Source organism: Bacillus sp. FSL M7-0003, from assembly GCF_038628485.1.
In the GTDB taxonomy this organism is placed as follows: Bacteria; Bacillota; Bacilli; order Bacillales; family Bacillaceae; genus Bacillus; species Bacillus safensis.
The window spans coordinates 2,991,477-3,013,823 of record NZ_CP152024.1; the positions used below are offsets into that span (position 1 = coordinate 2,991,477).

General features: G+C 41.6%; 20 protein-coding genes and 1 riboswitch. Of the genes, 5 read left to right on the top strand and 15 right to left on the bottom strand.

Annotation, left to right across the window (positions count from 1 at the left end):
- Positions 1-109: 109 nt before the first annotated feature.
- The 5 genes from MHI23_RS15465 to MHI23_RS15485 all read right to left on the bottom strand — a co-directional run bounded on the left by MHI23_RS15465 (position 110) and on the right by MHI23_RS15485 (position 5,676).
- Entirely contained in the window at positions 110-1,864 is a 1,755-nt protein-coding gene (locus MHI23_RS15465; RefSeq protein ID WP_125586093.1) for a HAMP domain-containing sensor histidine kinase, read from the bottom strand.
- A 3-nt stretch (positions 1,865-1,867) separates the two neighbouring features.
- A complete protein-coding gene (locus MHI23_RS15470; RefSeq protein WP_024423448.1) occupies positions 1,868-2,590 on the bottom strand; it encodes a response regulator transcription factor in 723 nt (240 codons plus the stop codon).
- 174 nt (positions 2,591-2,764) lie between these two features.
- Complete coding sequence (locus MHI23_RS15475) at positions 2,765-3,580, bottom strand: ABC transporter ATP-binding protein (protein WP_024423449.1); 816 nt, start codon at positions 3,578-3,580, stop codon at positions 2,765-2,767.
- 20 nt (positions 3,581-3,600) lie between these two features.
- Positions 3,601-4,623 (bottom strand): iron ABC transporter permease, encoded by a 1,023-nt coding sequence (locus MHI23_RS15480; protein ID WP_048237425.1) that lies wholly within the window; start codon positions 4,621-4,623, stop codon positions 3,601-3,603.
- Positions 4,624-5,676, bottom strand: a complete 1,053-nt coding sequence (locus MHI23_RS15485) for an iron ABC transporter permease (protein WP_024423451.1) — start codon at positions 5,674-5,676, stop codon at positions 4,624-4,626. It lies immediately after the preceding gene.
- 259 nt (positions 5,677-5,935) lie between these two features.
- Between MHI23_RS15485 and MHI23_RS15490 the strand changes: the two genes are divergently transcribed.
- The gene (locus MHI23_RS15490) at positions 5,936-6,874 is read left to right on the top strand and encodes an iron-hydroxamate ABC transporter substrate-binding protein (RefSeq protein WP_342492068.1); all 939 of its coding nucleotides are present in this window, start codon (positions 5,936-5,938) and stop codon (positions 6,872-6,874) included.
- A 46-nt stretch (positions 6,875-6,920) separates the two neighbouring features.
- On the opposite strand, the gene MHI23_RS15495 is transcribed toward MHI23_RS15490, so the two are convergent.
- The 3 genes from MHI23_RS15495 to MHI23_RS15505 form a co-directional block, all read right to left on the bottom strand.
- Positions 6,921-8,327 carry an amino acid permease gene (locus MHI23_RS15495; protein ID WP_073207427.1) on the bottom strand — a complete coding sequence of 469 codons (1,407 nt, stop codon included), beginning with the start codon at positions 8,325-8,327 and terminating at the stop codon, positions 6,921-6,923.
- 191 nt (positions 8,328-8,518) lie between these two features.
- A riboswitch (Lysine riboswitch) is annotated at positions 8,519-8,697 on the bottom strand.
- Between the two features lie 121 nt (positions 8,698-8,818).
- Complete coding sequence (gene sspJ, locus MHI23_RS15500; protein ID WP_024423454.1) at positions 8,819-8,962, bottom strand: small acid-soluble spore protein SspJ; 144 nt, start codon at positions 8,960-8,962, stop codon at positions 8,819-8,821.
- An 81-nt stretch (positions 8,963-9,043) separates the two neighbouring features.
- Positions 9,044-9,472: a MarR family transcriptional regulator gene (locus MHI23_RS15505; protein ID WP_024423455.1), complete on the bottom strand. Its 429-nt coding sequence runs from the start codon at positions 9,470-9,472 to the stop codon at positions 9,044-9,046.
- 171 nt (positions 9,473-9,643) lie between these two features.
- On the opposite strand from MHI23_RS15505, the gene MHI23_RS15510 reads away from it, so the two are divergent.
- From MHI23_RS15510 to modB, 4 genes are all read left to right on the top strand, one after another.
- Positions 9,644-10,129: a metal-dependent hydrolase gene (locus tag MHI23_RS15510; RefSeq protein WP_024423456.1), complete on the top strand. Its 486-nt coding sequence runs from the start codon at positions 9,644-9,646 to the stop codon at positions 10,127-10,129.
- A 124-nt stretch (positions 10,130-10,253) separates the two neighbouring features.
- Positions 10,254-12,104 carry an LTA synthase family protein gene (locus MHI23_RS15515; protein ID WP_024423457.1) on the top strand — a complete coding sequence of 617 codons (1,851 nt, stop codon included), beginning with the start codon at positions 10,254-10,256 and terminating at the stop codon, positions 12,102-12,104.
- 114 nt (positions 12,105-12,218) lie between these two features.
- The gene (modA, locus tag MHI23_RS15520) at positions 12,219-12,995 is read left to right on the top strand and encodes a molybdate ABC transporter substrate-binding protein (protein WP_342492069.1); all 777 of its coding nucleotides are present in this window, start codon (positions 12,219-12,221) and stop codon (positions 12,993-12,995) included.
- Positions 12,995-13,660: a molybdate ABC transporter permease subunit gene (modB, locus tag MHI23_RS15525; RefSeq protein WP_024426042.1), complete on the top strand. Its 666-nt coding sequence runs from the start codon at positions 12,995-12,997 to the stop codon at positions 13,658-13,660. Before modA ends, modB begins: the two co-directional genes overlap by 1 nt.
- 38 nt (positions 13,661-13,698) lie before the next feature.
- Here the strand turns inward: modB and MHI23_RS15530 are convergent, their stop codons facing one another.
- The 7 genes from MHI23_RS15530 to MHI23_RS15560 all read right to left on the bottom strand — a co-directional run bounded on the left by MHI23_RS15530 (position 13,699) and on the right by MHI23_RS15560 (position 21,982).
- Positions 13,699-14,544 carry an aldo/keto reductase gene (locus MHI23_RS15530; protein WP_024423460.1) on the bottom strand — a complete coding sequence of 282 codons (846 nt, stop codon included), beginning with the start codon at positions 14,542-14,544 and terminating at the stop codon, positions 13,699-13,701.
- Positions 14,545-14,613: 69 nt separating this feature from the next.
- Positions 14,614-15,483 carry an ROK family protein gene (locus tag MHI23_RS15535; RefSeq protein ID WP_025094108.1) on the bottom strand — a complete coding sequence of 290 codons (870 nt, stop codon included), beginning with the start codon at positions 15,481-15,483 and terminating at the stop codon, positions 14,614-14,616.
- Between the two features lie 64 nt (positions 15,484-15,547).
- Positions 15,548-17,563, bottom strand: coding sequence for a Na+/H+ antiporter (locus tag MHI23_RS15540; protein WP_342492070.1), 2,016 nt, complete (start codon positions 17,561-17,563; stop codon positions 15,548-15,550).
- A 314-nt stretch (positions 17,564-17,877) separates the two neighbouring features.
- The gene (locus MHI23_RS15545; RefSeq protein ID WP_024423463.1) at positions 17,878-18,489 is read right to left on the bottom strand and encodes a trimeric intracellular cation channel family protein; all 612 of its coding nucleotides are present in this window, start codon (positions 18,487-18,489) and stop codon (positions 17,878-17,880) included.
- A gap of 149 nt (positions 18,490-18,638) precedes the next feature.
- Positions 18,639-19,052 (bottom strand): disulfide oxidoreductase, encoded by a 414-nt coding sequence (locus tag MHI23_RS15550; protein WP_024423464.1) that lies wholly within the window; start codon positions 19,050-19,052, stop codon positions 18,639-18,641.
- Positions 19,049-19,735: a DsbA family protein gene (locus MHI23_RS15555; RefSeq protein ID WP_044331353.1), complete on the bottom strand. Its 687-nt coding sequence runs from the start codon at positions 19,733-19,735 to the stop codon at positions 19,049-19,051. Before MHI23_RS15555 ends, MHI23_RS15550 begins: the two co-directional genes overlap by 4 nt.
- Before the next feature lie 141 nt (positions 19,736-19,876).
- Positions 19,877-21,982 (bottom strand): heavy metal translocating P-type ATPase, encoded by a 2,106-nt coding sequence (locus MHI23_RS15560; RefSeq protein ID WP_342492071.1) that lies wholly within the window; start codon positions 21,980-21,982, stop codon positions 19,877-19,879.
- Between the last annotated feature and the right edge of the window lie 365 nt (positions 21,983-22,347).

The following is a 22,347-nucleotide window of genomic DNA, read 5'->3' on the forward strand; positions in this document are numbered from 1 at the left end:
TAAAATCGATTTGTTCACGTTAACAATTTTATTGTAATCGTTTACAAAATTGATTTCAATCCTAAAACAGGAAAAAACGACTCCTTTAGAAAAGAAAATCGTTTTTTGACTATTTTACAGGTGATGATTTTTTTAGGATAATCGCAATAGTTGTTCCAATGCCTAGTTCACTTTCAACTTGAATATCACCGTCATGCAGCAAGACGAGCTCTTTTGCTATCGCAAGCCCGAGACCTGTTCCGTTCGTTGGGTCGTTTGTATTTGTCCCTCTGTAATAGCGGTTAAATAGGTGATCCACCGTTTCCTGTGCCATTCCGCGGCCATTGTCTTTCATTTCGATTCGAACTTCTTCATTTGTTTCAGATAAAACAGCTGTAATATGTGTGCCTTTTTCGTTATGCTTCACTGCATTCGCCAGCAGGTTCTCAATCACTCGTCTGAACCATGCTTTATCGATCTCAAATATGACACCATCTGTTTGATCTTCAAAGGAGGATGGATAATCCTCAGAAGAAGAGCTTCTTGAAAACTCGTCCATAATGGAAGCTAAAAATTCACTGAGTTCAACCGGTTTCCGATTAATAGGCAGGGCACCATTCTTCAATCGGTACGTGAGGTTTAAATCCTCAATCAGTGTCGACATGTATTCTGATTTCTCACGAATCACCTGTCCCATTTCCATGACTTCTTCCTTGGACCATTGATATTGATCGGATTCAAGCATGAGTCCATAGCCGTATATCGTACTTAGAGGCGTTTTCAAATCATGAGACAATCCTGCAATCCATTCTTCCCTTGTGGTTTGAATTTTTCTTCGGTTTGCTTCATTCTCTTTTAATGTAAGTGTAAGCTGCTCCATTGTTTTTAGGATATCCTCAAATAATCGGTATTCCCGTTTAATACGGCCTTTTTTATTTTTGCTGACTGGAATTCCCTTTCTATTTGTTGGTTCCTGCAATTTATTTTTTGATAAGAAAATCAGCCAGCGAATAATGTGATAAATTGGCAGCCCATAACGATACGAATACCATAATGTCATGACAATAATAATAGTGAGTGCAAGACCTGCAATTAAGATGGTTGTATATTGATTTAAAGCGTCTCTCTCTTTATCGTAAAGCTCGTCCGGGCTGTATACTTTATTTGGTACCGAAACAATAATATACAGGTTTTTATTCACTTTCATATAAGACAGATCACTTCTAAACTCCCAAGGCTTCGATTGATACTTGAGCAGTTCAACATCTGTTACGTTATGTTTCAAATCTGTGTTGGCTCGAATGCCTTTTAAATATTTTCCTTCGTCATTGAACAAATGAACCGATCCATTCATTCTCTTCAAGAATTCTTTCGTTTCAATCGAATATTGAGATAATGCAGCCAAATTTTTCTCGTGCTGTTTCAGATAATTGGCTACCTTTGTGCTGTTCGTTTTGAACCCATATAACACAGTAAAACTTTCTTGATCAATCTCAATTGGCCAGAAGTACATCTTGTAATCTTTAAATTGTCTTTTTTCAAAGATCTTGATCATTTCATCCTTTTGATAAGATGTTGGAATTGATTTAGGGCGGTGATAGCTATAAACGGTATTCTTCTTTGAATCAATCACTTGCAGCCAGCCGTCTCTTTTTTCCACTGCTTGCTTGAGCTGATCGTCGGCTTCCATTTTTCCATCCTCGTTAAAATAAAGCCAGCTCATGAGTGTATCTCCATCAGCTTTTGTTAAACCAGTTTCGGTCATGTTCTCATAGTATTTATTTAAATATAAGTTCTCAGAGAACGTATTGCCGATCGTCAGAATGGCAATCACAATAAACATTTGTCCGACAAAGTGAAAGAAAAGTTTTGCTCGTAAATTCATAAATTATTGAAGGACCTTTGCAGGGTGGGGTATAAATTTATATCCCATACCACGGATCGTCACAATATATTCTGGCTGACTCGGATCTAATTCAATCTTTTCTCTCAGCTTTCGAATATGAACCATGACAGTGTTGTTATCACCATATGATGGGACGCCCCATACTTTCTCATAGATTTGATCTTTTGAGAGTACCACATTCGGATGGTCACAAAAGTACTTCAGCAAAGAAAGAAGCTGAGCAGAACATGCCGTCACCTCTCCTCTTACTTTCAATTCGGCTGCATGAGGATGATAGGAGAAATGGGCATAATGATATTGGCTTTGAGTGTCTTCTTGCTCCTCCTGTAAGGAGATATATGTTCGATTTAGGTGAGCCTTAATTCTAGCCACTAGCTCAAGCGGGTTAAATGGCTTCGTGATGTAATCATCTGCCCCCTGTGCAAAGCCCGTCAGTTTATCGACATCAGACGTTCTTGCAGTTAAATAGAAAATAGGCACTTTCGTTAACTTTCTGATTTCAGGCAGAACGTCAAAACCAGACTTACCGGGCATCATTACATCTAGAAGTAAGAGGTGGATGTCCTCGTTTTTGACAATATCTAATGCTTCATCTGCATGGTAGGCTTTATAAATATGCTTGAATCCTTCTTTTTTTAATACGCGTTCAACCATTTTCACAATTGCTTCTTCGTCATCTGCAATCAATATTTTTGCTGTTTCCACGCATCTCTTTCCTTTCTAGCATGATCTCTAACCGTATATTACCATTGTCTAAAGTAAAAAAGTACCTCTTTTCTGCATAAAAGCGAAAAAATATCAACTGGAGAAAATGGCAGGACTAGGAGGTTTTAAACATGCAAAAAAACCCGGCAGCTGCACCGGGTTCCTATACATCTATTATCCATTCACAGCTTCTAGCTTTCGTTCATGATTCATTAAGTCATATGTTAAACAGATCGGCTTATTCGTTCTAGGATCAAGCACAATTTCTGCATCAATATGGAATACCCGACTGAGTACATCTTTGGTCATGACCTCATGAGGCGTACCATCTTTTATGACTTTCCCTTGATTGAGGGCAATCATGTAATGTGAAAAACGCGCCGCATGATTCAAATCATGGATGACCATCAACACAGTTCGGCCCTGCTCCCTATTTAAGCGTTCTAACAGCTGAAGAATCTCGAGCTGATGTGCAAGATCCAAATACGTCGTAGGTTCATCTAATAGGAGCAGCTCTGTTTCTTGGGCAAGTGCCATCGCAATCCATACACGCTGACGCTGTCCACCGGAAAGTGCTTCAATTGGCCGATCATGAAAAGCAATCATTCCCGTTTCCTCAAGTGCCCACCTAATGATTCGTTTATCTTCATTTGATAAGCGGCCAAACCCATTTTGATGCGGGAAACGTCCATATGACACGAGCTCATACACTGTCAATCCACTTGGTGCTTCGGGCGTTTGCGGTAAGATCGCCATTTGTTTTGAAATTTCTTTTGTCGGCGTCTCGTGGATAGCCTTGCCATTTAAGTAAACAGCTCCTCGATTGGATTTCATTATACGAGACATCGTTTTTAAAATGGTTGATTTCCCGCAGCCATTCGGTCCAATCAGTGTTGTCACCTTGCCTTTTGGGATACTGACATTCAAATCTTCTACAATCAAACGGTCTTGATAACCGATACAAAGCTTTTCTGTTTCGAGTGATTTCATATGTTGTCTCTCCTTCCTCATTAGTTCGATTTCATCAATAAGTAAATGAAGTAAGGTGCGCCTAAAGCAGAAACGACAAGGCCAACTGGCACTTCTGATGGTGCAAGGATGACGCGGCCAATTGTATCTGCCAGTAATAATAACAGCGCGCCAATCAGCGCGGAGGCCGGTATCATTCCTTGATGCTTTGGCCCAACAAGCTTTCTAGCTAAGTGCGGTGCGGCTAATCCTAGGAAAGAGATACTTCCTGCAACAGCAACACTCGCACCTGCTAATGCAACGGCAATCAGCATGAGAAGGCTTCTTTCTTTATGAACAGAAATGCCCAATCCATAGGACAGCTGATCACCTAAATTCATAATGTTTAAGTAGCGTGATCTGACAAGCGCTAATATAAGGAAAATCAGCATCCATGGCAGAACAGATAAGACGTACGTCCAGCTCGAGCCATAAATGCTTCCAGATAACCACACGATGGCTTGGTTAAAATCATTTGGGCTCATTTTCAACTGGATGACCACAATTGCTGCTGAAAACGCAGCATTCACACCAATACCAGTTAAAATCAATCGAACAGGTGTGATGCCTTTTTTCCACGCTAACACATAGATGAGAAATGCAGCAAAGCCTGCACCTACGAACGCGAAAAGCGGCAGTACAAAAATCGTAAAATCACCTAAATTTGTCATCGTGCCTTGAAATGCAAAGATAAATAGCACAACGGCAAAACCAGCACCGGCATTGACACCGAGAATACCCGGGTCAGCTAAACCATTTTGAGAAACACCTTGCCAAATCGCTCCTGATACAGCGATAGAAGCGCCGACAAGTAAAGCGATGACCATTCTTGGAAGCCTGAACTCGAATAATACGAGTTCATCCATTTCACTTCCGAATCCAAAAAGTGTTTTCAATGTATCCATCGGAGAGATTCGAATTTCTCCGGTATTTAAACTAATGAGAAACACAGCTACGATCGCGAAAAAGATCATGAGCATCGTTCGTTGATATTTCTTTTTCTTTGCTTGCTGCACCATTTCCATTTAAATCCCGCTCCTTTCACGTCTAGCTAAGTATAAGAAGAAAGGAACGCCTATAATCGCTGTAATGGCACCGACTGGCGTTTCAAACGGAGCGTTGACCAGTCTTGCAGCAATGTCTGCATAAATTAACAAAGTGGCCCCTAAAATAGCGGAGCATGGGATAATCCAGCGGTAGTCCACTCCAACCAAGAATCGAGTGACATGAGGGATCACAAGCCCAATAAAACCAATAGAGCCTGCTACCGACACGGCAGCACCCGTTAAAAGAATAACAACCAATATACCAAGCACCTTGACCGTTTTTGTATATTGTCCAAGTCCTTTCGCCAGTTCTTCACCTAAGCTCAAAACCGTGATCGAACGGGCAAGGATCATTGCAATGATTAGTCCTGCAATGGCAACTGGAATGATGATATGAATGTTACTCCAATTCACACCTGCCACTCCGCCAGCATACCAAAAGCTCATATCTTGAGCGACGTCAAAACGGATGGCAATGGCTGAGGAGATGGAGCTCAAAAGTGCTCCAACCGCTGTACCAGCTAGTGCGAGCTTTACAGGAGTCAGCCCCCCTTTTGACATAGTACCGACACCAAATACAATAGAGGCACCGAGTGCGGCTCCAACAAATGACCAAAGAATTAATGTAAAAGAAGATTGGCCAGGGAAAAATGCTAATGCAATGGCAATCGCAAATGCGGAGCCATTTGTCACGCCCATAATCTCAGGTGACGCAAGCGCGTTTCTTGTCATTCCTTGCATAATGGCACCTGATACGGCTAAAAAGGCACCGACGAGGGCAGCTCCAACTGTACGCGGCAGCCTCAATTCCCGAATGATTTGATGTGAAGTTTGATGTGGATCAAAATGAAAAACGGCTTCCCATACAGTCTGTAGATGAATGTTTGCCGCTCCTAATGATACTGATAAAAAAAGACCAAATGCTAAAGCGATCATTCCTATGATGATAACAGCTGCTGTTCCAAAAGGCTTCGTGACAATATCGATCGTATCATCGCTGGCTGGCAGCTGTTTATTCGATTGTGAGCCCAAAACCAGTCTCTTCCTTTCCGTTCATGTCTATTCTGTATTAGTGATAATGATTATCAATCTCGAAGTCTAGTATATCACTTTCTTTTCTTTTTGAAATCACTGTTCTGATAAATTTCTTTATTTTCGGCAAAAAACTGTGAGAATTTCATCATTTTTCTTTTGGTTCTAAATTAGCCGATGCATTTTTGTTCCTACCATGTTACGATAAAATTGAAAATGAGAATCATTATCAAAGGAAAGTGAATAGGAGAGAACTTTTGTGAAAAAACGAACTGGATTTCTTTTGATTTCTTTATCCATCCTTATGATCTTTACAGCCGCTTGCGGCAGCACTTCAAATAAACAATCTGCAGCGAAAAAGAATGACATGATCACCTATCAGGATGCCAAAGGTGAAGTGAAGCTACCGAAAAATCCGAAACGAATAGTGCTTCTTGCAGAAAGCTATTACGGGGACCTCGTCACGCTCGGCAAGACGCCGGTTGCTACAACATCACCCATCTTTAAAAACCCTTTTTATAAAGAGAAAACAGATGGAGTGGAAAATCTCGGAAGGACCCCATCAGTCGAAAAGGTAACCGCTTTGAAGCCAGATATGATTATTGCATGGGGAGAAGACGAGAAGTTTGATCAATACAAAAAAATCGCCCCAACTGTAGCGGTTAAATACAACCAATATTCCTTCAAAGACCAGCTAAAAGAATTCGGTAAAATGACAGGTACACCAAAAAAAGCAACAGAATGGATCACGAAATGGGATACCAAAATTGCTGAGGTGAAACCAAAGGTAACAAAAGCGGTCGGCAGCAAAACGGTTTCGATCGTATCGCCATTTGATAAAGGTATTTATATTTTTGGAAACACCTTCGGCCGCGGGGGCGAAATCATTTATGATGAGCTGAAATTAAAAGCACCGAAGGCCGTCAAAAAAGAAGCGATCGACAGCGGTGTCGGCTATGCAAACATTTCTCTTGAGAAGCTGCCAGAATTCGCAGGCGACTATATTTTCACAGGTCCATGGAGCGGCTCAAAAAGTAATGGTGACCAAGTGTATCAAAGCAGCATTTGGACATCACTTCCTGCCGTCAAAAATAAACGTGTATTTGAAATAGATCCCGTCGGTTACTTCTTTAATGACCCAGTGTCACTAGAAGGTCAGCTAGAGTTCATTGTGGATCGATTGACATCTGCATCATAAAAAAACGTTTCTCCAGAAATGGAGAAACGTCTTCCTTATCCTAATCCTATACCGTTTCTTTGGCAAATCCTTTTGACATAAGTGGATAAAGCAAAATACCCACTAAGAATAGACCGATTCCAAGACCAAAAGTTTTCAAGTCGGCTGTTCCTGAAATAATGACCCAAGCTGAATATCCCATCGCAACAAGTGCAATGATACCGTCTCTTGTTCGATTTCCTTTTTGAAGCTCATATGTGTCACCTTGCATGATGACCTTAAAGCTGTAGATGGAAGACACAATATACGGAATAAGATACGCAAGTGTCGCTGATGTGGTTAAAAAGGTAAAAGCTTCATTAATCGTACGTGACATCACAGAGAAGATAAACAGCTGTGACATAATATTTGTAACAGTCAAAGCGAAAGCAGGGCTTCCTTTTTTGTTTGTTTTTGCAAATACTGCTGGAAAATCACCAGCCTTTGCTGCTTGATACGGTACTTCTGAACCAAGTAAAATCCAGCCAAGCATCGAACCAAACAAACAAATAATCGCCAGCAGCGCCATGACAATTCCGCCAGCTGGCCCAATAATAAGCTGAAGCACATCCACGAATGGTTTGTCAGAGCCTTGCAATTGATCATGCGGCAGAACGCCCATTGTAATCAATGTGATAATCATGTAGATCGAAAGTGCGATTAAAAGACCTGTAATCGTCGCACGTTTCACATCACGCTGTGAGGATGCTCTTCCTGATAAAATGACAGCTGATTCAATCCCAATAAATGCCCATAGTGTGGAAATAGCCGCATGATGAATTTGGCCACCAAGTCCGAGCACTCCTTCTCCGCCTGTTTCAACCGGGAAATAATAATGTTCAAATAATGTCGTTTGAAATGCAAATAATCCCGCCACAATAAAAAGGACGAATCCAAGCACCTTTGAAAAGGTCGTAATAAAATTCAATTTACTTGCAGCACTTAAGCTAGTGATTAAAATGGTATGTGTTCCCCATAGAAGAAGGGTACATACGATAAACGTCATGAGCTGGCCAAGTGTGACCGCTTCTTTTCCAAAGGTAAAAACTTCAGTCTTCACGGTGAGAATAGGGAAAAAAGTCGTTAAATAACCAGCAAGGCTTGTAATAATTGCGACATTACTAATCCAGCTTGCCACCCAATATCCCCAAACCATTGTAAAACCGGCCGCTTTCCCTTTTTTCGGATCTTTAAAAAGCGCCCTTGCATAACTTTGTGGTCCAGCCGTCAGCTGCGGCTTATGAATGGACAAATGCCCAAATACAAGCGCAATCATCAGCACACCGCCGCCTGTGACAAGCCATGCCATCGTCACACCTAAAGGACTGGCGTGCTGGGCAAGCGTACTTGGCAGCATAAAGATGCCTGAACCTACCATATTTCCGACGACAAAAGCCGTCAATAACCAAAAACCCCATTTTTTTGTCTGTTCCATTTCCGTACCTCCGTTTTATTCACTTTGGACCAGACCCGGCAGTATCTTCATTGATATATTTGTGAAGCAATGACTTGCATTCTTTATGTTCATCATGGATTACTTATTCACAGCATACCCTTATTTTTGTTACTCAGAACATAAAAAAAAGCCTGAACAAAAGTCCATGCTTTTCAAAACATACACCTTGATCTCCGGATAGCCCTCCACGCTTCAAAGACGTGGCAGTCCTGCATTTATTCAATGCAGACCCAGCATAAAGAAAGTTGGAGCTCTCTTTACACTTCGGCGCTGATGCCTTTTTTCTCATGATCTACGATTCCATCTCTCCTATGAGTGACTCATCATCCGCGCAACCTCTACCTCACTGAGACATAGCGTGAGGATTTCTATTCATTTTTACTACACGAAGGTTATCAAACATTCTCACATCTGTCAAAGGGAAAAACATAGAAAAAAGGCAGAGAACGGTTTCTCTGCCCTTTACCTGCTTATTGTTGGTTGTTTTTCTTCTTTTGTACAGCTTCCTGAAGCGGATCGCCTGCTAGCTCTTTACTTGCTTCCTCTAACAGCTGATCTACCTGCTGATGGTTTTTCTCACTTTTCGCCTTTTTATCCTTTTGGAAAAATGACATCGCTGTTTCCTCCCTTTTCATAAAATGCGGTTGCCTGTTTAATTTGCGCTACAGCGCTCAGCATTATACAAGGGAAGAGGCTCAATCATCATGAAAGGTCTGTCTCATTTTTTGCAAGTACGACAGAAAGGTTTTTAAATCATCCTTTGTGAAGTCTGACATCATATGCTGAATCACTTTTCCGAAAAGACGTGTATGCTTTTCATAAATCGCCATCCCTTTTTCCGTGACTTCTAAACGAACAAGTGATGAATCGTCCTTGTCCCGTTCTCTTTGAATATAACCCTGCTCACATAATTTATTGAGTGCAATAGAGGCTGCACCAGGGTTTAAAGAGAGTCTTTGCTTCAGCTCTTCGGCATGTGATACTTTGCCTTGTATCAAAATAGAAAGAGCATATATCTGCGGGGGCGTGATGTCTTTCTCTAACTCAAGTAACTTGCGGTTTAATTTACGGCTGACTTCATAATGTACAAGAACAATTTCTTTTAAAATGTCTGCATTACCCATCCGAATCGCATCCTTATCGTTAGTATCAACATGACTTCTCCCTTATTATAGAATGTTTTTCCATTCAGCCAACCATTTTGGCCTCTTTTTCTTTAGAAATAAGCCTTGCTGAATAAATCCACCCTTGATATAGTGAGTACTTGAACTAAAGATAGAACAGGAGTACGCATCATGACAGGAAAAACACACATCATGGGCGGAGTTGCCGCCTCTACAGCCGTTGCCTACTATTATGGATTAGACCCAGTGACGATGGCTGCTGCTGGATCAGTTGGTGCCCTGATCCCTGATCTTTGCCATACAAAAAGTAAAATCGGCAGAAAATTCCCGCTGCTCTCGGCACTGATCAGCAGTGTATTCGGTCATCGCACGTTTACACACAGTTTATTATTTTTGCTGATCATTTATTTTCTAGCGACAACATACATTCCAAATGACAGCCTAAGTATCGGTTTACTAGTCGGGATGGCAAGTCATCTCATCCTGGATGCAGGAACAGTGAACGGGATTAAATTTTTATTTCCAGCTTCCATTAAAGTGCGTCTTCCCTTCTATGTCAAAACAGGCAGCACAGGAGAACAAGTCGTACTAGCTGCTCTTACCGTCGTTACCTGCTATTACATCGCCGTCATCTGCGGCATATCCATCCCATTCTAATGAATTAAAAAGAGTTTTTCCGAAAAACACAGGATATGAATTGATCATTCCTCATTTTTTTAGTAGGTTTAAGATAAGTGTTTTTGCCTTGCAGCTGAATACAGAATGATGAGGAGCTACATAAATGAAAGCGTTCTTCAAAAATCACTGGTTTTTAGTGTATTCCATCCTCTTCATGTGGATGAAAACATACATCATATATCAATTCGGATTTCACATAAGAACGGCCAATCTGTTTCATGAATGGCTGCTTTTGATCAATCCACTTAGCTTTTTGCTCCCTTTGTTTGGGATTGCTCTTTTTTTAAATGAAAAGAAGCAAAAGATTTTTTTATTGACCGCAAATTTTATTTTGACGGCGATTCTCATAGCGAATACGATCTTTTATGGATTTTATATTGATTTCATTACGATCCCTGTATTATTCCAAGCGAAAAACATGGGGGATATGGGCAGCAGTATGACAGAATTGTTCCACCCGCTGTTTTTACTGATGCTCATTGATTTCGTGGTACTGGCATGGCTGTTAAAGCGTAAACCTTTAGCACCAAAAGCCTCCTTCAAGACGATCAAAACATATTATGCCGTGTGCTGCAGCTTTCTATTGTTTCATGTCAGTTCAGCCATGATGGATCACCCTCGTTTTCTGACAAGCTCTTATGATCGAGAAGTGATTGTACGAAACCTTGGGTTGTTCCAGTTCCACCTGTATGACGGTGCTGCCCAAACAGCGCGAATTGGACAAAAAGCCTTTGCAGATGAAGATACACTTTCAACCGTAGCTAACTACACAAAGGCTGATTACAGTGCACCAAACGAAGAGTACTTTGGACTTGCTAAAGGCAAGAACGTTGTGTTCATTTCACTCGAATCAACCCAGCAATTTGTCGTTGATCAAAAGGTGAATGGACAATACATCACCCCCTTTTTAAATCAACTCGCTAAAAAGAGTTTTTATTTTGATGAATTTTATCAGCAGACTGAGCAAGGAAAGACGTCGGATTCAGAGTTTATTGTCGCAAATTCCCTCTATCCATCTAGCAGCGGCGCTGTCTTTTTCACAGCGAGTGACAACGAATACGACACGTTATACAAGCAGCTGAAAAAAAAGAACTATCAATCCGTCCAATTTCATGCGAATAATAAAACGTTTTGGAATCGTGATGTGATGTATGAATCGTTTGGGATTGACCGCTTTTATGATGTCGATTCGTATCAAGTCAATGAACAGAATTCAACTGGCTGGGGCTTAAAGGATATCGACTTCTTTGACCAATCCATTGATTATTTAAAAAAGTTGAAGGCACCTTATTACAGCACGTTCATTACCTTGACCAATCACTTTCCATTTGAAATCGATCCAAACGATCAATTGATTGATGAATATGATTCGTCCAGCGCCATTTTAAACCGCTATGTGACGACCGTCCGCTATCAGGATGAAGCCATTAAGACATTTTTTGAACGTATGAAAGAAGAAGGACTGTATGACAATACAATGTTTGTTCTCATGGGGGATCACTATGGCATCTCCGAGGCACATCATCAGGCAATGGCAGAGCTGCTCAATAAAGATGAAATCACACCGTTTGATGCTGTGAAATTGCAGCGGGTTCCCTTTTTGATTTACATTCCGGGAGTCACAGACCAAGCACCGCAGACAATTTCTGAAACAGCTGGGCAAATCGACGTGAAGCCGACACTCCTGCACTTACTCGGTATTGAAACGAAGGATGCCATTCAATTTGGCAATGACTTATTTTCAAACGAACGGACGCCTTTTGCTGTTTTGAGAAACGGGAACTTTATTACAAATGATTATCTCTATACAAAGAACACCTGCTATGATCAAAAAACAAAAGAGCCTGTTGAACAGGATGAGGTGTGTCAGCCTTATATCGAAAAAGCCAATAAAGAGCTTTCCTTATCAGACAAAGTGATCAATGGGAATTTGCTCCGTTTTTATCAGCATTAAAAGTCGCCTTCTGGCGGCTTTTCTTTTCTCTTTTTACTGAAAGCCTATGAATGGTCAAATAAGTTTGCTTATAATAAAGGATACAGATGATATTGAATAATAAGAGGTGTGAACATGAAGTATGCGTTCTTCGCCTTCATCGCCATCTGTTTGCTCCTGAGCGGGTGTCAAACAGAGATGAAGTCATCGGATACAACAAAAAAAACTGAGCTTGTCATTTCAGCTGCGGCAAGTCTTCAGGATGCACTAAAGGAAATTGAATCTACTTATAATGATGAGCATCCGAATGTGACATTAACAAATAATTTCGGGTCATCCGGCGCATTGAAGCAGCAAATCGCTCAAGGGGCAAAAGCGGATCTCTTTTTCTCTGCAGCTGAAGCGCCCTTTGATGAGCTTGTGAAATCTGGAGACATCGATCAACATTTTATCAAGGATGCTATCCAAAATGAGCTTGTACTCATTGTGCCAAAAGATCACTCTTCCTCTATTAAAAGCTTTCAAGACGCCCAGCACATAAAAGGAAAGGTTGCTCTTGGCACACCTGAATCCGTTCCTGCTGGTACATACGGCAAAGAGATTTTCACAAAGCTGAACATCTGGGATCAAGTGAAAAAGAACGCTGTGTACGGCAAGGATGTGCGGCAAGTTTTAAGCTACGTAGAAACAAGAAATGTGGAAGCAGGTGTTGTGTATAAGACAGATGCCCTCGTTTCCAAAAAAGTAAAGATTGCAGCTGAAGCCAATCAGGACATGCATTCCCCGATCATTTACCCAGTAGGGATCGTAAAAGGGACAGAACATTTAGAGGAAGCCAAGTCCTTTTTTCAATTTCTTCAATCAAAAGCAGCCAAATCCATTTTTAAAAAGTACGGCTTTCAAGTAACATAATGCCCATGCTCACTGAAGAATTCCTATCTCCCATCTGGCTGTCTGTGCAAGTTGCCATTGTGAGCGGGCTGCTGGCAACAGTTTTTGGTACAATGATTGGCTATTGGATGGCGCGAACTTCATTTAAGGGGAAAATGATCGTAGAAACGCTTTTGATGATGCCGCTTGTCCTTCCGCCAACAGTTGTAGGGTTTTTATTGCTCGTCATATTCGGAAGGCATAGCTTGATCGGAGGCGTGATTGAATGGATCTTCCACCAGCCTGTCATTTTTACATGGTGGGCGGCAGTTATTGCATCGACGGTTGTGGCATTCCCGCTTATGTATCAATCTGCAAAAGCTGGATTTTCTACGATTGAGTCAGACATTGAAGGGGCTGCAAAAGTAGATGGTGCTCATTCATTCCAAGTCTTTCTCTATATTACAGTACCGCTTGCCCTGCCTTCTCTATTGTCAGGCAGCGTCCTCAGCTTTGCTAGAGCCCTTGGAGAATTCGGGGCGACCTTAATGTTTGCCGGCAACATCCCAGGAAAAACGCAAACACTCCCAACCGCAATCTATGTGGCAATTGATTCTGGACGAATGGAGCTTGCTTGGGCTTGGACGATTTGTATTGTGATCCTATCTTTTATCATGCTCTTGGCTGTGCGCCGAAGCAGTACGTAAAAAATCCTCTTTCTCATATAAGAAAGAGGATTTTATTATTATTCAAACCCAACCGTCATCGTCTCTGGATTTGAGCCGACGCGTTCGTTATTGTTTAATGCATCGATTTTTTCCATGTCTTCTTTGGAAAGCTCGAAGTCAAAGATGTCTGCATTTTGTTTAATGCGTTCTTCATTGATTGATTTTGGAATTGTCACGACACCGCTTTGCAGATCCCAGCGCAAGATGACTTGAGCAACAGATTTGTTGTAGCGTGCAGCAATGTCTTTCAATACGTCATGATCTAATAGCTTCCCTTGCATCAGCGGAGACCATGCCTCAATTTGAATGCCTTTTTCCTTTGCATATTGACGCAGTTCAACAAGTGTCAGTTTCGGATGAAATTCCACTTGGTTCACAGCTGGAACAACCTCAGCATCTTTTAACAGCTCTTCTAAATGCTGAATGTAGAAATTGCTGACTCCAATGGCTCTGACTTTCCCATCTTTATAAAGCTTCTCAAGTGCGCGCCATGTGTCTTTAAATGTATCTGCATTTGGTCCAGGCCAATGAATCAAATAGAGGTCTAAGTAATCAAGACCTAATCGGTTTAAGCTTGCGTCAAACGCTTCAAGCGCTTTTTCATAGCCTTGATCTGTGTTCCATACTTTAGATGTGATAAATAAGTCTTCTCGTTTCACGCCAGATTCTTTAATCGCTTTTCCTACGCCTGTCTCATTTTTATAAACAGCTGCCGTATCAATGCTGCGATATCCGTTTCGTATGGCTGCTTTTACGGCATCTACCACTTGATTGCCGTCCTCCACTTTGAATACACCTAAACCAAACCAAGGCATTTCGACTCCGTTATTCAATGTTACGGTATCATTCAAGCTTTTGACCATTTTAACAACCACCTTTTTTATAGATTCCATCTCTTTCATTATCTCATGTTGTGCTTCAAAACTCTATTATCAGGCGTTTCTCTTCGCTTCGATGGCTAAGAGCAGTGCACCTGTCATGCCAGCCTTGTCCTCAAGCCCGGGGGAGACAATGTATGTATCAAGCGGCGGCAGATCCACATAATCATTGACATAAGCAGCCAGCTTCTCTCGAATGAGTGGGAATAGCTGCTTTTGTTTCATGACGCCTCCGCCCATGATGATGCGCTCTGGGCTTAAAATGAGTGAGTACTGCATCAGCGCCTGCGCTAAATAATCCGCTTCAAGTGCCCAAACCGCTTCTTCCTGCGTAAGCTCTTTGGCGGGTTTTCCCCACCTTTTCTCAATCGCTGGTCCAGCTGCCAGCCCTTCTAAGCAATTTCTATGTGCCGGACAGACACCTGCAAACGGATCTGATTCATCCTGTCTGATAAGGATATGTCCCATCTCAGGATGTGAATGGCCGTGTAGAAGCTCATTTTTCACAACAGCTCCCGCACCAATGCCTGTACCGACCGTGATATACAAACAGCTGCTTAGCCCTTTGGCTGCCCCTTTTGTTAATTCACCTAGTGCTGCGGCATTGACATCTGTTGTAAAGGATACTGGGACACCTAATTGCTTCTCAAGCTCAGGAATGAACGGATAATGCTTCCACTCCACTTTCGGCGTGTTCATAATATAACCGTATGAAGGATCATCCTTTTGAACACAAATGGGTCCAAAGGAGCCAACCCCTAATGCTGCAATGTCATGCTGCTTAAAAAATGGAATAAGCTGCTGTATTGTTTTCTCTGGGTGCTCTGTCGGAATCGTCATTTCCTCCAAGATGTCTCCATGCTCATTGCCGATTGCACAACAAAATTTTGTACCCCCAGCTTCAATCGCTCCATAATACGCCATCATTAATCTCCCCTCTGCTCGTTCTCTTTCTTCATCATAAAACACGAGGGAGAAGATGACAACATCACGTATTGGTGAGCAGAACAGCTTCCATGTCATTGATATACTCCCTTAAATGATGGGCAATATCACGATTGATCTCACCATCTTCATATAAGGTTTGAATTTCATTTCGAATCGACTGTACAGCTTGGAAGTTAAGCTCTTTTTTCTTCCGGTCAAATGAACGGTCTTTTTGCTGGAAGAAGCTTGGACCGTGTTCACAGCGGTAAATCACTTGGTTGTAAAAACCAATCACTTGGTGGCATGTTTGCTGGTTTTCATCTGTCATATGCTGTTTGATCGAGTCTACCGCAGCCTCAGCCGTTCTCTTACGGATTTGTTTGTACGCGTCCTCTTTTTCTAAAATACCGCTTGAAATGTGCTGATTCGGCCGCCATAATTGCAGCCATTGAAGCAAGCGGAGAAACTTCACCTTTGAAAAACGGATTTTGAAGGAGTTTGAATACAGCATTTCCAGCTCATGAAATCTCTCTTGCAGCTCATAGGCTTCTTCCTTGTCAATTTTCTCTTCATCAATTAATTGTTGAAGTTTCATCTGTTCTGCTTTGATGCCGTGCAGTCTGATTTTTCGCTCTTGTTTTCTCATCCCGAATTGGTATGGTTCACGCTGGATATTTCTCAGCTTCATTCGGTAATCATTGATGAGTGCAAGGGATACTTCCCTGTTGTCCTCATTCATCCCTTCTTTTAACGTTTTAATCGCACTTCTCAGCAGCTTCCGTTTCGCATGCTGAATCTTTGTATCCAAGTCCACGTCGACTTGTTTGTCTTTTTTCTCAGATAAAAGAGGCAGTAACACACTGGCTAAAATGAGTGTACATAAGATGACGCCTGCTGCGAGGAAGATAATCAAATGCCGCTCTGGAAATGGTGATCCGTCCGCGAGCGTAAATGGGATAGAGAAGGCACCGGCTAATGTCACAGCCCCGCGGACACCAGAGAATGTCATGAGCATCGAGGCACGAAGCTTAGGTTTTTTCACATTTTGCTTTTTCGTTGCACTCCATTTTCCTGCCCAGAACAGCCATACCCATAAGAACCGCAGCACCATGAGACATAGCGTAATAATTAAGATGTAGCCAATCACCTGCATGTTGTTAAAGGATTCATCTTGGAAAATGACTGTAGAAACATCCGGAATCTGCAATCCAAGTAAAACGAAAACAAGTCCGTTTAAAATAAATAAAATAATATTCCATGTGTTTGATGAAGCAATTTGCAGTTTGGCTAAATTCGCTTCCATTCGGTCTTGCTCAATGGCATGTGTCACACCGCCAGCCACAACGGCTAAAATTCCAGATACACCGATTTCTTCCGCTGCTAAATAAATCACAAATGGTGTAAGGATTTGCAGGATGATATGCATTGTGACATCGTCCATTCCTAAACGGCGGAGAAAATAGCGAAAACGAATGATAAAAAAGGATAGAATAAATCCAGTCAATAACCCGCCTGCTGCAATCAGTACAAAACTAAAGGATGCCTGAGCAATTGAAAATGCTCCCGTCACCGTTGCGGCAATGGCAAATTTAAAGGCGACAAGTCCTGATGCATCGTTCATCAACCCTTCGCCTTCCAGCAGTCTCATGATGCCCTTTGGCATATTCACACGGCTGGATAAAGCACTTACTGCCACCACATCTGTCGGTGATAAAATTGCTGCAAGCGCAAATGCGGCTGGAAGCGGTATGCTTGGAATCATCCAATGAATGGTATATCCCGCTACAATGACGGTCGCAAACACTAAACCAAGCGCTAAAAGAAGAATCGGTGCTCTTAATTTCCATAGCTCGTCCCTTGGGGTACGCTTCCCGTCATTAAATAACAGCGGCGCAATAAATAGAACGAAGAAGAGTTCAGGATTTAAAGAAATATGTAAACCTGAAGGAAAAGCTGCCACCAATATTCCTAAGCCCACTTGAATTAACGGAACGGGAATAAAGGGGACAAAACGATTGATAATATTAGATACTGCAATGAGTGCCAGTAGTACAAGCACTGCCAAAAAAATCTCCACTAGTACATGTCCCTCCTATGTATATTTTTCGTCAAGTTTTGCTTACATGCAAAGATGTGTTCATTTCATCCATCCGTCCGCTCAGAAGTGCTTTTTTAGTATTCCGCAAAAAGTGAAACCAACACATAACAATCCATCTAGGCAAAAAAAGGCTGAATCTAGATATTCAGCCAGCTGACAAAATTTTCATCATATGTATTGTTCAAATGATGAACAAAAGACCCTACTTTTATTTTACACGAAAACTCCATCATCTGCTGATATTCAGCTCTTATTAAACACAAAAAAAAGAGCGGAATCGCCCTTTTTTCGTTTTACCCTTTATTTAAAAAATAAGATCTGGCGGGAAGGCGCCATTTGAATAAGTAGGAACAAACTCTGCATACGACGAGGATGACAAACAGCAGATATAAAGCAAGCTCTCCTTGCGCTAAGCCAAGTCCGACGAATAAGCCGCCAAGGGCTGCCCATACGGCGTAAATCTCTGCTTTTAGCACAAGCGGCTTCCGCCCTGCTAATAAATCACGCACAATTCCGCCGCCGCTTCCAGTCAAAATGGCTGCCACAATAACTGCACTGAGCGGGAGTTCTCTTTGCACAGCAAATAATGCGCCTTGAATCGCAAACGCTGCTAAACCGATCGCATCCGAGAAATTCCCCCATGTGCTCCAATGCTTGAGCAAAAGCTTTGGAAAAAGAAACACAATCGTAATGGATACAAGGGCAATCGTAAACATTTTGCCCTGTGACCATAAAGCAGACACCGGCAGACCAATTAATAGATTCCGAATCGCTCCACCGCCAAATGCTGTCACAATCCCTAAAATGTACACACCAAGAATATCGTACTCTTCCTCCATTGCCACGATCGCACCACTAATGGCGAATGCGACAATGCCAATAATACTTAAGACTTCCCATGCCATTTTCCGCTTATCTCCTTACCTTTATCTGATCATCTAACACTACTCCCTTAATGTATATCTGACGCAGGTGAAAAGCAATACAAATTTTCTTTAAATTTTATCTTTTTGCAAAAATAAAAAATAGCCCGCTTATAAGCAGGCTATCTCTTTCAATCTTCTTTTGCATTTAACAGCAGCATACTAATGATGATGAGAATAAATGCAATAAGGGCTAGTAGTGGAATGGTGATAAAACCAAACCAGTTCAAATAATCAACGGAACAAGGAATACCGCTCAAGCAAGGGCGAATCGATGCAAAGCCAGGTATCTTTTGTTCCATATAATGATAGATAGAAAAACAAGCGCCAATCACAGCCAAAGGCAGAACGTAATATTTCACTTTCACATCGCCTCTGAATGTCGCAATTCCAAGTAAAAGCACGAGCGGGTACATGAAAATGCGCTGAAACCAGCACATATCGCATGGGATAAACTTCTTTACTTCACTTAAATACAGGCTGCTCATCGTCGCAACGATAGAAACGATCCAAGCACTGTATAAGTAAACAAGCTTATTCTTCATGATTTTTTCCCTTTGAGCTCTTGATCAATTAATTCTTTGATTTCATCATAGTCATAAAAGTTTTCGACTTGTTTATTGTTAATGAAAAGAGTTGGTGTTGCATTCACTTTATATTGGTTCACAAGCTGATCGTCTGTGTTCAGCTGCGGCTGATATGTTTTCTTTGATAGGTTATCTTTAAGCTTGTCCGTATCTATTTTTGTTGTCTTTTTCGCTAGCTCTGTCAGCTTAGCAGGCGTGACCCATTCTGCTTCACTATCTGGCTGTGCTTGATAGACAGCTTCATGAAATGCCCAAAAGTTTTTCGGATCTTCTTTCCACACTTCTTCAGAAGCTAGTGCTGCCAGCACTGCGCCATCTCCATGAACAGGAAGTGGCAAGTTAATAAACGAAAATGATACATCGCCTTTATCTATGTAGTCCGCTTTCAGCTTTGGGAAAATGTCTGTTTCAAATGATTTACATGACGGACATTTATAATCCCCAAACTCGACGATTTGCACCGCTGCGTTTTTATCCCCCATAACAGGCTGTCCTTTAATAGAAGGCTTACTGTCAACCGTTTGTGCTTCTTTGCTGTTGTTATTTCCAATGACGACGAATAATCCGATGAGAAGAGCTGCGATAATGGTTAAAATGACAGCAAATTTAATGGATGATGATTGATTATTTTTTTTACTCACATAAGCACCTACCTTATCTTTTTCATTCCTTCAAAAGAAAAAGGATAATAGCTTAGAATAATGCCATTATCCAACTTCTTCTATTTTAACAAGAGGGGATTCATTATGAAAGATGGTATTCATGAATTTTTCCTAACAATTTTATTTCATCACCCTCATGGCATTTAAAACAGCGAGTACAGTCACACCGACATCTGAGAAGACGGCTTCCCACATCGTCGCAATCCCAAATGCACCGAGTAATAGGAAAACACCTTTCACCCCAAGAGCAAAAGCAATATTCTGCCATACAATTCTTCTTGTTCGTTTAGCGACAGCGATGGCTTCTGCAACTTTTGACGGCTGGTCTGTCATAATGACGATATCAGCCGCTTCTACCGCTGCATCTGAACCAAGTCCGCCCATCGCAATTCCTATGTCTGCTCTTGCTAATACCGGTGTATCATTAATGCCGTCCCCAACAAATAATAATTTTTCTTGAGGCGCTTTTTTCTGATCAATTTCTTCTAATTTCGTTACTTTATCCTGCGGCAATAATTCGGCATGTACTTCATCAATGCCAATTTGCTGGGCGACCGCTGTTCCAACTTGCTTGGCATCACCAGTCAGCATGACTGTTTGAATGCCAGATGCTTTTAGAGCTGAGACGGCTTCAATTGCATCATCCTTTAATTCATCTGCAATCAAGATCGATCCGGCAAACTCACCGTTAATGGCCATGTACACAACCGTTCCGCTTCGTTTTTCTTTTTCATATGAAATGCCTTCTCGTTCCATCAAGCGATGATTACCCGCTAACACTTGGGAACCACTGATGGTTGCTTTAATTCCATGTCCCGCAATATCTTCATATGCTTCGATCTGGCTTTCATCAAGCGGCGAACCATATGCCGCTTTAATTGATTCGGCAATCGGATGTGAGGAGTGGGCTTCTGCTAAAGCTGCAAAAGAAAGCAGTTCTTCTTCTGACCACTTATCGCTCGTTGTCACGATATTGGTCACTGTAAAGTTCCCTTTTGTGAGTGTGCCCGTCTTATCAAATACAGCATAGCTCACAGAGTTTAGTGCTTCTAGATAGTTACTGCCTTTTACAAGGATGCCTCGTTTAGAAGCTGCCCCAATTCCTCCGAAGAACCCTAATGGGATGGACACGACAAGCGCACAAGGACAAGAAATCACAAGGAAAACGAGTGCCCGGTAAACCCAGTCAGACAATTGAGCTGATGGAATGAGAAGCGGCGGCACAAAGGCAAGCAGCAATGCCAATACAACGACAGCCGGTGTATAGTATTTTGCAAACTTTGTGATAAAGTTTTCTGTCTGTGCTTTTCGGCTGCTCGCATTTTCAACCAAATCTAAAATTTTCGTCACTGCCGATTCGCTTAGCCCTTTTTGCACTTCAATTTCAAGAATACCGTTTTGATTCACAAATCCTGCAAGAACTTCTTTCCCTGCTTCTACATCCCGCGGCACAGACTCACCTGTTAATGCAGAGGTATCCACGAGTGAAAAGCCTTCAATGACGAGACCATCAAGTGGAATTTTTTCGCCCGGTTTTACGATGATACGGTCACCGACTTTTACTTCTTCCGGCTTCACTTTTTTCGTTTCATTTCCTACTTTGAGATTCGCATATTCAGGGCGAATATTCATTAGTTCACTAATGGATCGTCTTGAACGATTCACTGCTGCTCCTTGGAACAGCTCTCCAATTTGGTAAAACAGCATCACTGCCAGTGCCTCTGGATATTGCTGAATGACAAAAGCGCCAGCTGTTGCAATGGTCATTAAGAAGTTTTCATCAAATACTTGGCCGCGCACGATATTTTTCAGCGCTTTAAAAACCACATCGCCGCCGACTAGTAAATACGCTGCGAAAAACATGATAAATTTCAGTAAGCCGTCTTCTGGTATAAAATAAGCTGCTGTTCCAATGACTGCACCGCCAATTAATTTGAGCACAATCGCTTTTAAATTTTTTGTCCCATGATCATGATCGTGATCGTGGTGATGCCCTTCTTCTTTTGGTGATACACTCACATGAGGTTCGATGGACTGAACCGTTTTTTCAATACGTTTTGACATCGTTTCTTGCTTATCTGCATGTGTGACAGTCAATGTCCCTGTCGCAAAATTAACGGAACAAGCTTCAACGCCATCCATTTTGCTGACACCTGTTTCAATTTTACGTGCACAGTTTCCACAATCAAGACCGCTTAATACGTATTCATCCTTCATTTTTTTCATGTTCTCACCTTTTTTCTATATGATAAGTAACGTTCCCTGGATCGATGAAACCTATTAAAAATCAAAAACTTTATATATGAGCATATATTCATATATTGGATTACCTTTATTATATGAGGAGTTCTCGTCTTCTGTCAATCATTTCTGAAGAAATAATTGGTTTTTTGTGTCCAATTCTGTCACACGGATTTTCAATAAACCAAGCTCATGTCCCCCGCCCCCCGCATAACATAAAAACGATCGTTTGCAGTTTTTCTCTTTACAAAAGAAGGATAGACGCTTAGAATAAAATAAAAGTTTCCCTAAGGAAACAAATTAGCATTAGAGAATCATTTCATCCTTTAGTCAAAATTATTTAATTTATG